The sequence below is a fragment of the Bacillus sp. bc15 genome, from assembly GCF_900142585.1.
In the GTDB taxonomy this organism is placed as follows: domain Bacteria; phylum Bacillota; class Bacilli; order Bacillales; family Bacillaceae_G; genus Bacillus_A; species Bacillus_A cereus.
Window position 1 is genome coordinate 1,300,616 of record NZ_FRBJ01000001.1, and the last position, 13,853, is coordinate 1,314,468.

The following is a 13,853-nucleotide window of genomic DNA, read 5'->3' on the forward strand; positions in this document are numbered from 1 at the left end:
ATCGTATACCGATATTGTATAATCATATTCCAAAATATGCAAGCTTAATTTAATAATTAAATATCTATTTCTTTGAATTAAAAAATCATACTAATTTTCTGAATAATTTGTTAAAATATAGAAATATTAGCTCTTTTATACTGAAAGGAATGGTACATATGATAAATAAATTGAAAGAAAACATAGGATCTGTGTTTGTTGGTAAAGAAAATGTTATTGATCTACTGCTTGTTTCACTGCTTGCTGATGGACATGTACTACTCGAAGACGTGCCTGGTACTGGGAAAACGTTACTGGCGAAAACCATGTCAAAAAGTATTGGCGGTAGTTTTTCTCGTGTTCAATTTACCCCTGATGTACTTCCAAGTGATGTAACAGGTATTGAATACTTTAACCCAAAAACAAGTGAATTTGAGTTAAGAATTGGACCCGTTATGACAAACATTTTGCTAGCAGATGAAATTAACCGTGCAATGCCGAGAACACAATCTAGTTTGTTAGAAGCGATGGAAGAGCGACAAGTGACGCTTGAAAAACTGTCTACTCCTCTCCCAAAACCGTTCTTTGTTATTGCAACGCAAAACCCAATTGAATCACAAGGGACTTTCTCTCTTCCAGATGCACAGCTTGATCGCTTTTTAATGACGATTTCAATCGGTTATCCAACTCCTGAAGATGAGTTACAAATGATGCGACGTTTTCGTAACGATATACCGCTAGAACGTGTCACACCTGTTATCTCTTTAGAAGATATATTAGAATCACAGAAACGAATAAAAGAAATTTTCATATCAGAACCGTTAGAACATTACATAATTAAACTTGCACAAGCTACTCGAAATCACGATTACATCGCTAACGGTGTAAGCCCACGTGCCACACTTTCTTTAGTGCGCGCAGTTCAAGCATTAGCCTTCTTACGCGGGAGAGAATATTGCACCCCTGAAGATATACAATTTTTAACTCCTTCTGTTTGGAATCACCGTATTGTCTTATCAATGGAAGGTGCCCTGCGCACGACTAAAAATGATATAATGCAAAGTATTTTAAAAGAAGTTGACGTACCTGTGGAGATTGAGCAAGCATGAATGGACAGCGTGTTGTAACTGTACCTTTATTTTTTCAACTCCATATTATTCAACTAACTGTGCCAGGCGCTATACTATTTACCTTTTTTATGCCGCAACGAATTATAATGTTTCTCTTTTTCTCCTATTATTTATTTGCGATTTTCATTTATAAATATGTCGCTTACATAGAGAAAAAATTTGAAGTTATAAACGAGAGACAAACAACTCGGCTTTTCCCTGATGAATCTGGAAAGTTTTTTATTCATTTGAAAAACGGTGCACATATCCCTCTCGTTAATGGTGTTTGTTATTTTCATTTAGATTCGTCTCTTATACAGCATAAAGATCAAGGAATTGAACGAATATCAAAAACGTTATTCTCTTTTCCATTTTCACAACCTGCACATTCGGCGCAAAAATGGGATTTAACATTAACCGCAACGAAACGTGGTGTGTTTCAAATTGAACAGTTCGAATGCGTTTTAAAAGATCCTTTTCATTTATTAAATGTACACTTACCTGTTTTCGATAAGTTAAAAACTGAAATTATTGTGTATCCTTCTCCTAAAGAAGTAGCAGGTTTGCAAGAACTTCAGCAACTTCTAACTGGTTCTTATCGAACTAATTTTTCTTTTTACAATGATGAAACATCTATTATCGGTGTAAAGCGATATGAGCGTGAGTCTTTCCGCTCTATTCATTGGAAGGCATCTGCTAAAATGCAAGAATTACAAGCGAAGCAATTTGAACCTGTAAAAAATTATAGTTGGACGATTTGTCTTTCTTTAGCTGCCGATCGTGGATTTGGTTGGAAAGATAATGTTGAAGATTTAATTTCATTCACAACATACATTTGCCAATATGCAACGAAGCATCACATACCGTTTGAATTATTTATTAGTGTATTAGCAGAAGGTGGTGCATTACATTTATCGTTACATGAAGGGCAAACACAATATGCAAAAGCTTTAGAAGAATTAGCACGTATTTCAGATGATAGTACGTTACTTCCGAAACAAGGATTCCTTCATTATGTAACGAGAAAGAGAGAACGTTCGTCTACAATGATATACATTGGTTTACAGAAAAATGAACTCCCTCTTCTCTCGCAGCCAACGTTCCTCATTAATAGCGAAGGGATGGTGGAATTGGTTGAAAACTTGGCTCTATCACGTTAATGACTTTATTTTGCTTCTCCTCCTTTCATTATTAACAGAAAGGGATGACCTTGTTGCTATTGCCATATTTTTAGCGACAGGCTATGTAGGCGTATTTCTTATTCATAAATTTATGAATAAAAAAACAACAGGATTTGTCATACTGTTCATTACTCAAATAATTGGTTGTTCTTTCCTTCTCCCATTCTCTCTATTCGGCACAATTATGTTACCGCTTTTCTTCTTTATCGTACATGTAGTCGGACCAGGATATCCAGTTCAAAAATCGTTAGGCGGTATTGTTTGGTTTAGTATTTCAGCCATATTTTATGCGCCCTTTCCACCTTTGTGGAAGCTGTTACTATTAGTTATACACATTATGATTACATTTTGGTTAACTGGGGCAAATCGGAATCAACAGTTATTACGTTTCATTTCTATCATTACGATTGGTGTAATGAGTATAGTACTTGTTTTAGTTTTTCCTTTTATTCGTCTTATTTTTAGCTTTATCACAGAAGTAGTCGCGTTAGGAGTCGGTTATGTTATAAATCCATTTCTCGTAGCAGCTGAATTGAAAGATACTGAAGGGGTTTGGGCAAGTAAAGGGCATCTCTTAAAACCTAAAATTGAAGACAATGGGGAAAAACTTCCTGATTTTGACCCCACACTCATAAATAGCATTACCATAATAGCATGTACAGCTATCGCTATTTACGTCGTTTGGAAAATAGTAAAAAAACGAAAACAATTCAGTTTACCAAATATGCCCGCCTTCGAATCTACTATTATTACTAATAAAGAAGGAACGAACCAAAATCGTTTTAAACGAAATAAACCGCCGCATAACGAAATTCGGAAGGAAATTTTCAAGCTAGAGAGTAAGTTAACCCCTCCTTTAAATAGAAAACGGGGAGAAACTGTTGAGGCTTGGCTAGAAAGAATAAATGATGAAGAAGATGTAAATATTCAAAGTGATATTATTATAGATGCTTATAATACGGTGCGTTATTCAAATGGTAAAAGCATTGTACTTCTGCATGAATTTAAGGAAGAGATTCATAAGCTTTATGCCTATCAGAAAAGTTTGAAGAAACGAAAGAAATAACGTAACAAAAAGACTCCTATATTCATAGGAGTCTTTTTATACTTCTACGTTGCTTTTTAAATGGAAGCATTCTTCCCTGCTTCAATTTCTAATGACTCTTCATGCCACCAAAGTGTTTCTTCAGGGTCTTCTTTAGCGATTAGGTGTGCTTCTTTTTTCGTTTCTACTGTAGGATATGAACCTTTTAGCGCACGCCCTGAAGTCGTAACAAATAATACACTAAATACAACTAATCCAATAATACTTACACCCGTCAAATAAAATGCTGGCGCAAGCGGGTTACCAGTTGCATGAACTAAGTATGAACATACAAGCGGTGTCGTTCCACCGAATATCGATACAGAAATATTAAATGAGATCGAAAGTGCTCGATAACGTACATCAGTGAAAAAGAGTGATGGTAATAATGAAGGTAATGTTCCTTCATATACACTTAAGAAGAAACCTAGTACGAAAATACCTGCAAATATAGCTGCAATATGTCCGTTACCTATTAGTAAAAATGCTGGAATTGCAAATACAGTTAAACCAAGTAAACCAATTTGCACGACGCGTTTATTACCAATTTTATCACTTAATTTACCAAAATATAGTGCTAGTGGAATCATAAGTGCCATCGTAATAGAAATAATTAATAAGCCCGTTGTTTCTTTGACTTTAAGTACTTGAGTTAGATAAGAAGGAATATACGAAAGAATCATATAATTCGTAATATTAAAGAAGGCGACAATTACTGTGCTTAATAAGAAGTCTTTTTTGTGATATTTAATAATATCCATAAATGAAAATTGTTCATTGTCTTCAGATTCCTCTTGTGCTTTTTCCATCTCTTCAAAGATTGGAGATTCATCTAGATGACGGCGTAAGTATAAACCGACCAAACCAATTGGTGCAGCTACTAAGAACGGAATACGCCATCCCCAGCTGAGCATTTGCTCATCTGTTAACAATAACGTCAAAATGGTAACAATTACCGATGCAGCAATGTAACCTGAGAGTGTTCCAATTTCAAGACCACTACCGAGTATACCACGCTTTTTATCTGGAGAAGATTCTGCGATATAAACCATTGCTCCTGAATATTCGCCGCCTGTAGAGAAGCCTTGAATCATTCGGGCAACTAAAAGTAGTATTGGTGCCCATACACCAATTTGTTCATAGGTTGGTAGTAATGCGATGAATAATGTAGAAAGTGCCATTAAAATAATAGTAGTACTTAACACGATTTTTCGGCCGTACTTATCTCCTATTCTACCAAAGAATACACCTCCGATTGGTCGAACGAGAAAGGCTGCTGCAAATGTACCGAATGTAAGTACAAGTTGCAATCCACTATTATCAACACCTGAGAAGAATAATTGACTTAAGATAACCGCTAAATACGCGTATAATCCGAAGTCAAACCACTCCATTGCGTTCCCTATACCAGTAGCAATTACTGCTTTCCTGGCTTGTTTAGGATTGACAATATTAACGTCTTGAGGTTCAAAATTTAAATCATTATTTTGTTGCATATAATAAAACAGCTCCTTATTTAATTTAACTTCTTTAAGCACACCTTCTCTTATTGAATAAAATTAATTCGAAGCACTTAAGGAAAATTAACGTCTCCTTATCTGTTATTATTGTTTCACATAATTAATTATTTGTCCAATGAGATGCTCTCTATGTTAAGTAATTTACTATTTTAAAAAGCTGAAGAAGCCGCTAAAATAGCGGCTTCTTCAGCTTTTTATATTTTTTTATATTTTTTTAAATACTTGCTGTAGCAGCTATGTTATGAACACAGGAAATAAACTCATAAGTGAATGCGTCAATTTCCTCTTTCGTAATAATATACGGCGGAAGTAATCGAATAATATTCCCTTGTGTTACATCGACTAACATCCCTTTATTCATTAACTCAATCTGTAATTTCTTTACATTTTCATTCGTGTCATTCACACTTATCCCAAACATCATCCCCGCATGACGTACTTCCTGAATATAATAAGCATTTTCTTTCTGAATATCTTGCAGTTTGTCATTCAAATATAGTGACGTTTCATAAGCTTCTTGCATTAACCCATCATCAAGTAATGTATTTAATACAGTTAAACCTAAAGCTGTTCCCATTGATGAATGAGCAAATGTTGTCCCGTGATCTCCTGGTGAAAATACATCACATAACCTTTCACCTACAATAATTCCTCCTAGCGGTATCCCGCCTCCTGCTCCTTTACCAATTTGAATAATATCTGGTGTAATATTAAAATTTTGATAAGCAAATAATTTTCCCGTTCGCCCCATACCACTTTGAACTTCATCAACGACAAGAAGTACATTATATTTTTCACATAAATTTTGAACACCATGTAAATATTCACTTGATAAAGGATAAATCCCCCCGCTACCTAAAACAGGCTCTAGCATAATCGCAATTGGATTTTCTTTAATAATGGTTTCTTCTAATTGGTCTATATTCTCGCGCTCTACTTCATATACAGGAATAGATGTTTTAGGGAAATTTTGATATACCTTTTCTTGTCTCGTAAAATGCAGTGCCCCTAACGTCCTCCCGTGAAAACTATCTTTTAACACAACTACTCCATCACGCTCTTCATTCGCAATAAATCTATATTTATCAATTAATTTTAATGTTGTTTCTGTCGCTTCCGTACCAGAGTTTGTAAAAAAGACTTTTCCGCTTTTTAAAGTACAATCTACTAATTTCTTTGCATACTCAATTGCAACTGGGTTTAAAAAATGAAACGGTAAATGCAACGATTTCGCAACTTGCTCCATTGTCATTTGTACAATTTTAGGATGATTGTATCCTAATACATTTACTCCTACGCCAGAAAATAAATCTAAATACTCTTTACCATCTACATCATACAGTTTACACCCTTCTCCTCTTTCCATTGCAACCTCTGTACGACAATATGTTGACATCATATATTCTTTATCTAATTGAAACCAATCCGACATGTTAAATTCCTCCTAGTTATTTTTCCTTTTTTAACGTTCATTCTCTATATAATCGTTTATAAATTAAGTTTTAAGATTGAAATTTTAATAGTGGTTTTCTTCCACATTTTTAGTAAAACGCGTGCTTTCTCTTCCCGATATTCATTTTTCCATAATTTCTTCTATTTCAACAGGTCCACTACATATGTGTTTTTTTCATCTAGCGGTATGTTACTGCTTTGAACTGTGCGTGTCATACATAATTAAGGCTATAGAATCATATTTAGTAACATTGGACAAAAAAGATTTGGAGGCTATATCGATGGATGAAAACTATGATAAACAGGGGCAATCTATACTAGGGAAAGACTTTAATGAAAATGACGAACGTAATGAACAAGCTAAACTTCACTCTCAAACAGTTGGTTCACGTGGACCCGTACTAGAGCAAGATAGTGTACTGCATGAGTCATTACAAGAATTTATTCATGAAAAAATTTTAGAAAGACCTGTTCATGTAAAAGGATTTGGTGCGTTCGGTTATTTTCAAACGATATATTCGATGTCTGAACATACTAAATTAAGTTTTTTACAAAATTCTAATGAGAAAGTTCCTGTTATGGTGCGATTTTCGTTAGCTGTTAGTACGAAAGGAACACCGGATACTGCTAGAAATGTACGCGGTTTTTCTACAAAATTTTATACAAAAGAAGGCATTTTTGACCTTTTATGTAATCATATTCCTGTTTTTTCTGTTCGTGACCCAATGCGTTTCCCTGAAACGATTCAAGCATTATTGCCTTCACCTAAAAATAACTTAATAGATCCTAATAGATTTTGGAGTTTTGTCGCTAAAGCACCTGAATCTATTCATTTTGTTGTCCGTTTATACTCTAATAATGGTACGGCCAAAAGTCTTCGCCACATTCCAGGACATAGTGTTAATACATATGTATGGAGAAATGCGGAAGGTAATCGAAAGTATGTAAAGTATCATTGGTACCCATTTGAAGGTGTACAGTACATTACTAGTAAAGAAGCAATTAAACTAGCTGCTGAAAACCCTGATTATAGCGGGAAAGATTTATATGATGCTATTGAAAATGGTAAACCAGTGGAGTATGGTTTATACGTCCAGCTCATGGATCCGAAAGATGAAGCTTACCTATCTTATGATCCTTTAGATGACACAAAAGTATGGGATGAACAGACGTATCCTCTCATACCAGTCGGGAAAATGGTATTAAATAAAAATCCTGAAAATTTTATGGAACAAGTAGAGAAAGTCGCATTCTCCCCTTCTAATTTACTGGATGGTGCAGAACTATCAGATGATAAAATGTTGCAAGGGCGCGCTAACATTTACAGTGATTCACAAAGAAGAAGAATTGGTCCCGAATTTCGCAAATTAACGATTAACCAACAGCAAGATTGGACACCCGCTAATCAAATTACAAGCGGTGACGGAAGGTACGTTGAAGGTAAACTTGAAAGAACTTCTATAACAAAACAGAATGACTTTACGCAGGCTGGTGAATTTTATACGAAGTTAAAACCGATAGAAAAAGAACATCTCGCTGAGAACTTAGCTAGTGATTTGAAAGTTATATCCGATGATATTAGGGAGATCGTTTTGGGGTATTTCAATCAAGTATCAACTGATTTGAAAACAAGCATTGAGACAAAAATGAAAGAGCATTAAGAAGATTAAAGTATTCTTTACGAATGAGAATTCAAATCTATATTAATTATTTTCTTGTCAAAATCCAATGAGATTATTTAATTTAAAAATATAAAGCCAATATATCCCTGTTCTATAATTAGAACAGGGATATATTGATATAGTTTAATTTTTAACATTACATACTTTATTTTGCTAAAAAATGCAATAAGTTTCCTTTCAAAATAAATTATAGTAAACTATTTTACTTGTACCGTATAATTCCCTGTTTCACCACCATACTTATATACACTTAAGTAATATTTCCCTGGCTTTGCATTATAATTTCCAAGCAATTTGTTTCCATCACGTTTTGTTGCATAAGCTACATAATTATTTAGATCTGATTCAGAATATAATACCCAGTTCAGTCCAAGATTTTGTTCGTTCGTAACAGAAATTTGTAAATCTTTTTGATCCTTTACATCAATAACAAATTTATCCCCCTGATCTTGATCGCTCAAGGTTCCTCTTAACAAAATATTCAAAGATAGTGGGTTTGCTGTTTCAAATGAATTATTTGGTTCTTTTTCTACAGCCGTACCTTCTTCCGTATTCACTCCGCTAAACACAACATCATATTCATATTGCCCAGCATTATTTACACGGTAATTTACAAAATAAGCAGTCAATGTTTTATATCCAGTCCACTCTTTTCCTGAAAGACGTTTCAACATATCATTTGTTGCTTCATTCATCACTTTCCAGTCCTCAACTTCTCCTTTAGCCGCACTTCCTGTATATGTTCCCTGTAGTGTAAATGTATTAAAGAATTGTGATTTATTCTTTGTTACTTTCACATCTTTTAATTTCGCTTCATTCGTAATATCTGAAGTAATGTCCGAAAGCGATTTTGGATCATGCTGAGTTAAATACTCATCTGATACTTGTGGAATTGTATACTTATCGCGATTATCAATAAGCATTTGCATATAAGATTGATATTCTTCATTTAACTTATTATCTTTGCTTAATGTAGCACGGTATGCATCGTAACTTGAAACATCATTTGCGCGAATCAAATCATGCACTTTATCGAACATTTCAGGGCGCTTATTATACATATATGATTGCAGCGCAAACGAATAATTATAAAAATCCCACGTTCCATATTTCGCATTTAATGTTTGTGATGCTGTATAACGTTTTGCAGGATCATTAGATAACCCACCAATTATACTTTTTCGCGGTACTACACTATCTAATCGCGTTGCACCTGCAAAGAACTCTGCGTTTCCTTCTTCAAACCATGTTAAACGTTCATTTTGATACATTTCTCCTTGTCCCCATAATCCCTGAACTTCGTACCTTCCCTGTAAGTAGTGCGTAAATTCATGGCGGAATAATTCTTCCAAACTATAAATACTTTGCTCTGGTGTACGTTCATATGTAAAGAAAGTCCCTGTCCCTTCAATATAAATCCCACCATTATTCGTTTCATATCCGTACAGTTGACGATTAAATTGATACTCATCTGGGCTATTATAAATAACCATCGTTAACACATCATCAGCATGTCCACTTTCAAGTGGTTTATCGCTACCAACTGTACGATAAAATTGAGAACGCACTTCTTTTGCCGCCCAGTATAGACGTTTAATTTTCTCTTCGCTAACTTTATCCCCAGCTTTAAAGACAATTGCTCCATCATCAAACGTATACGTTTTCGGTAAATATTTCTTTTTACCCTCTTCTCGAATTTGATCTAAATTTACAGTTTTTCCGTTCGCATCTATTCCTCCATAATTTGTAGTAATTTGTTCTGCCGCAACAAAGTATTGCTCTCCTAAATATGGATAAATTCGCATTGCATCTGTAACAACTTGTTGTCCTTTTGTCGGCGTGCTATGAAGCTTGCCCAATCGTCCAGCATAGTAAATTCCATTATTAATTAACCATCCGTTTTTATTTGTTACTGTACCAAGTAGTGCAAAACGATTTACTTCATTAATAAAGTTATCAATATTTCGAAACCACATCGTATCTTTTGGCTCTTTTCCAGTCGTGTACATATCCGTCTGAATATCAAAGTCAATTCCCTTCATCAACTCATATATAGCGTCTCCTTTTGTTCGGTCTTCAATGAAAGTTGCAAGATTATCATTATATTGTTTAAAAATTTCACCTGCATATAAAACCGTTTCAACATCTGCTGATGCATTTCCAATTAATTTTCCATATGATGCAATTACTTTATTTTGTTCTGATGTACCAAGTTTGAAATTTGGATTTTTTGCAATTGTTTTTAAAGCTGGTAAACATTTATCATGGTAGCTACGCTCATTTAGTTTGCTTAATTCATCATGGTAAAAACCTAAATAAAATGCTGCACGTAGAGCTTCTACTAATGTTTCAATCCCTTTTGAATCATCTTTCGTATAAGCTTGTCCTTGTTCTGCTAGTTTATTAATAATTGCTTGCATTCGACTATCATCTTGATAGAATTTAAGACTATCACTATTAAACTGAAATAAATCTGGAATTTGATACCATTTAATTGTCACAAGAAGATCAGTTAATTGTTTATTATTTAATTGATTTAACTCAGCCATTGAATACTTTTTTTCTTCAGCTAACGGTTTAATATTATCGTTTGGTGCTAGTGGACGCTGCGATAAATCCGCTAATTTTAACCGTTTTGTAAAAGATGCATTTTCTTGTACTTTTGAAGGGTGCGCCAATTCATCAACAGATTTCTGTATTCCTACCGGCTCCATTTGTAATACGTTCTTCACATTTTTCTCTTTTGTCTCTGCTTGAATTTGCAAACCATTACATGTTATTGTCACTAGTCCAACACCAAGAATCCACTTAGAAATTTTCGAATATTTAACCATACCATTGCCCCCTAATAATTTAAAAGAAAATTCAGAATTTTTAAACCGAAAACCTACTTATTTGTATGTATTTACAGTTCCGCTATAAATACAACTATGATTAATAATGCAATAGTAGCTTGTTTTATACTATTACGAGTACAGATTCCTTACATACAATCTCCCTTCCTTACATTTAATACAAGCAAAAACTGTGCCAATCATATTTCTTATGCATGGCCAATATTCTTTTATAAATACTGTAGAATAAAATATACATAGGTGGTTCGGCAATGTATAAATCATTTGACACAAAATCTAATGTTTATGAAGAACAAATTCATTGAATGTTATAAGTTCATTAGCCAGTACATAATTTCCAACTAAAAACATCCCCAATTTTTAAATCTCTCAAAAAAAGGTAAACAAACATATTCCATAAAGCTAATATGTTCGTTTACCTTTTTCTATTTCAAATCAACAGCAAAATATCATTGAATAAAAACAGCATGAATACGTATTTTGTTATTCATTTCTCTTTTTCATATAATCTTTTTCACATTGCAAAGGCTTGAATTTCACTTTTTTCCCTTTCTTCTTTTTCGTTTTTATAACGAGCCATTCCCCTTTTTCAACGTCTAGTTTTAGGCGTTTCATTACATTGATATTATCTTTTTCTTTATAAAGTAAAAATGCTTCTTGCGCCCTCCCAAATAAGCTGGGCTGTTCGCTAAATCCACCACTATCATAAATTTTAGTTAGCGAATTATAATAAGAATCATTTTCCTTTCCACCATACATCAAATGGGCAGCCTCCAGATCTCTTTTACTTACTTCCCAAAAACTATGTTCATCAATATTTAAATTAAATGTGGATTTAATGTCCTGTATTATATTCTTCACATACTTTTCATCTCGAACTTTTCTTTCTTCGAGACAATCCGAAGATAACCTTGGTGCATCTGATTGGGAATGTACAACGTGTTGTATCGATACACACAGAATAAATATGCTTAAAATGTAAAATATTTTTTTCATATTTACATATCACCTCAAATGATTTAGATACTATATCATTTGAGGCTTACAATATTCTTATACTAATAATGTAAAAGGCCCTATAATTTAGACTATTATAGGGCCTTTCCTTTTAATATTGCTTTATTAAATTTACCGGTGAGTCCAGTACCTTACTATTTTTCACATCATATAGTCCTATAGGTGTTATCCGTATAAAAGGCAAGTGCGTCGCAGAAAAGAACAAAATGGTAAATGCCGGATCGTCATACGCGTAACCACGCTCTTGTAGTAATTTCACCATCTGTTTCTCTTCCTGTATTAATTCATTCATTTTCAAATTAGACATAATCCCAAGCAATGGTAATGCGATTTCGTGTAATACTTCATTCTTTTCAGCTATTACCATTCCCCCGCCAAGCTCTTTTACTCTATGAAAAGCTGTAAGCATCTCTTCTTTATTCTTCCCAATAAGAATGATGTCGCCGGTACCAGAATAAGAGCTAGCAAGCCCACCAAGTTCTTTTGCAAAACCTTTCACAACTGTATTCACTCGCCACGCACCGTCACGAGCAATCATCATTAGAAAACACTCATCATGATCTAGTGAAAGTTCATCACGGTTTAAATCAATTTCAGTCGTGTATGTTTTTGTTATAACATTATTCAATAATTGTATACCCATTTTATGCGGGAAAATCATATCTTCTTTTTCTATGGACCAGTCTAATAATAATGGAGTTACTTTGAATTTACTCCAGTCTATTTGTACTGATTCATTTTTATTTACTCCGTCGCGCTTCACCCATTTCCCCTTTGCAATTACACTTATTGGAACCGGGTTTTCTTTACTTTCTAAAATATTTATATTAGCAATTCTACCTGTCGCAATTGAACCATGTAGATGCTCCATATTATAATAACGGGCGATATTATAGCTTGCCATATGATAAGCATCTATAACTGGCACTCCTTGTTTTATCGCGGTAGATATCATTACGTTTGTCATTCCATTTTCATAAAATGAAGGATGTGAGCCGTCTGTAGTAAGAATGAATCTATCAAACTGTTTTACTCCTAGTTCCAACAATTCTTTCAATAACACTTCTAAATCTGGGCGGATTGAAGAATTTCTTAAGGAAACCGTGTAACCTTGCATAAGACGAGCGAAAGCTTCCTGCCCTGTCATCGCCTCATGATCACAATCTGTACCTAACAGTTTTAACTTTGCTAAAGTCGTTTCAGATGCACCTGGAAAATGTCCTTCTACTTTTTTATGTAATCGTTTCGTTTCCTGCACCCAATGTAACATTTCATCATCGCCATGTAATAACTTTGGCCACGCTGTTAGCTCACCGCCTTGAAGAACTGCTTTATGCTTTAGCCACTCTATTATTTCTTCACGATTAAATAAAGATTCCCCGTTTTGCAATTCAGTCTGTCCATCAAAACGACACCACCAATACATACTTGCTGAAATCTTTTCAAATTCATCTAATAAACGAAATGCTTCTTCACGTTGTAATGTGAAAAATAAAGTTAAATTATCATTAATAAAAGTCGCCGTCCCAAACTGCATCGCATAATTTGCTAACGTTTCAGGATTATATAATTGATATGGATGTGCATGTGGTTCTATGTAGCCAGGAACTACATACTTTTCATCACAATCAATGACTTCGCATTCTTGTAGTTGCGCTGGTAGTTTTTCTCCTACATAAATAATGCGATCATCATAGATCCAAATATTTGCTTGTACCCACTCGCGCATATAGGAATTTAAATACGTTGCATTCTTCAATAAAATGTGCGGACTTCTTTTACCATCTATTACTTCAACATGTTCTCTTAATTGCTTGTTACTCCATCTAAACTGATTTTCTCCCAATGAATTTCACTCCACATCAATTTACTTTTATTTATTAAAATAAAAACAATTAACTAACTAAAGTATTCTCCATTCATAACTCCCCTGTATAACCCCTCTACCCTTCATTATATGGAACAATTGTAAAA

9 protein-coding genes are annotated in these 13,853 nt (G+C 34.1%); 4 read left to right on the forward strand and 5 right to left on the reverse strand.

Annotated features, from left to right (window positions below; all coding sequences use genetic code 11):
• Positions 1-158: 158 nt before the first annotated feature.
• Genes BUA87_RS06590 through BUA87_RS06600 form a run of 3 tightly spaced genes read left to right on the forward strand, consistent with a single transcriptional unit; the run spans position 159 to position 3,335 of the window.
• Positions 159-1,088, forward strand: coding sequence for an AAA family ATPase (locus tag BUA87_RS06590; RefSeq protein WP_000608795.1), 930 nt, complete (start codon positions 159-161; stop codon positions 1,086-1,088).
• The gene (locus BUA87_RS06595) at positions 1,085-2,248 is read left to right on the forward strand and encodes a DUF58 domain-containing protein (protein ID WP_001014381.1); all 1,164 of its coding nucleotides are present in this window, start codon (positions 1,085-1,087) and stop codon (positions 2,246-2,248) included. The genes BUA87_RS06590 and BUA87_RS06595 overlap by 4 nt, the downstream gene beginning before the upstream one ends.
• Complete coding sequence (locus tag BUA87_RS06600; protein ID WP_000860511.1) at positions 2,223-3,335, forward strand: DUF4018 domain-containing protein; 1,113 nt, start codon at positions 2,223-2,225, stop codon at positions 3,333-3,335. The genes BUA87_RS06595 and BUA87_RS06600 overlap by 26 nt, the downstream gene beginning before the upstream one ends.
• A gap of 56 nt (positions 3,336-3,391) precedes the next feature.
• Here the strand turns inward: BUA87_RS06600 and BUA87_RS06605 are convergent, their stop codons facing one another.
• Both BUA87_RS06605 and BUA87_RS06610 read right to left on the reverse strand, forming a co-directional pair.
• Positions 3,392-4,849, reverse strand: coding sequence for an MFS transporter (locus tag BUA87_RS06605; protein WP_001186932.1), 1,458 nt, complete (start codon positions 4,847-4,849; stop codon positions 3,392-3,394).
• Between the two features lie 238 nt (positions 4,850-5,087).
• Positions 5,088-6,305, reverse strand: coding sequence for an aspartate aminotransferase family protein (locus BUA87_RS06610; RefSeq protein ID WP_001286460.1), 1,218 nt, complete (start codon positions 6,303-6,305; stop codon positions 5,088-5,090).
• Between the two features lie 301 nt (positions 6,306-6,606).
• Here BUA87_RS06610 and BUA87_RS06615 point away from each other — a divergent pair, with 301 nt between their 5' ends.
• A complete protein-coding gene (locus BUA87_RS06615) occupies positions 6,607-7,986 on the forward strand; it encodes a catalase (RefSeq protein WP_016512645.1) in 1,380 nt (459 codons plus the stop codon).
• Between the two features lie 218 nt (positions 7,987-8,204).
• Here the strand turns inward: BUA87_RS06615 and colA are convergent, their stop codons facing one another.
• The 3 genes from colA to BUA87_RS06630 form a co-directional block, all read right to left on the reverse strand.
• On the reverse strand, positions 8,205-10,841 hold the full coding sequence (gene colA / locus BUA87_RS06620; RefSeq protein ID WP_071714180.1) for a collagenase ColA: 2,637 nt from the start codon (positions 10,839-10,841) through the stop codon (positions 8,205-8,207).
• A gap of 504 nt (positions 10,842-11,345) precedes the next feature.
• Entirely contained in the window at positions 11,346-11,858 is a 513-nt protein-coding gene (locus BUA87_RS06625) for a hypothetical protein (protein WP_072938808.1), read from the reverse strand.
• Positions 11,859-11,970: 112 nt separating this feature from the next.
• Positions 11,971-13,725: an adenine deaminase C-terminal domain-containing protein gene (locus BUA87_RS06630; protein ID WP_025117852.1), complete on the reverse strand. Its 1,755-nt coding sequence runs from the start codon at positions 13,723-13,725 to the stop codon at positions 11,971-11,973.
• Positions 13,726-13,853 lie beyond the last annotated feature (128 nt).

Coding starts and splice junctions, on each gene's coding strand:
- BUA87_RS06625 (WP_072938808.1), bottom strand. CDS start 11,858: ATGAAAAAAATATTTTACATTTTAAGCATATTTATTCTGTGTGTATCG.
- BUA87_RS06595 (WP_001014381.1), top strand. CDS start 1,085: ATGAATGGACAGCGTGTTGTAACTGTACCTTTATTTTTTCAACTCCAT.
- BUA87_RS06615 (WP_016512645.1), top strand. CDS start 6,607: ATGGATGAAAACTATGATAAACAGGGGCAATCTATACTAGGGAAAGAC.
- BUA87_RS06610 (WP_001286460.1), bottom strand. CDS start 6,305: ATGTCGGATTGGTTTCAATTAGATAAAGAATATATGATGTCAACATAT.
- colA (WP_071714180.1), bottom strand. CDS start 10,841: ATGGTTAAATATTCGAAAATTTCTAAGTGGATTCTTGGTGTTGGACTA.
- BUA87_RS06590 (WP_000608795.1), top strand. CDS start 159: ATGATAAATAAATTGAAAGAAAACATAGGATCTGTGTTTGTTGGTAAA.
- BUA87_RS06605 (WP_001186932.1), bottom strand. CDS start 4,849: ATGCAACAAAATAATGATTTAAATTTTGAACCTCAAGACGTTAATATT.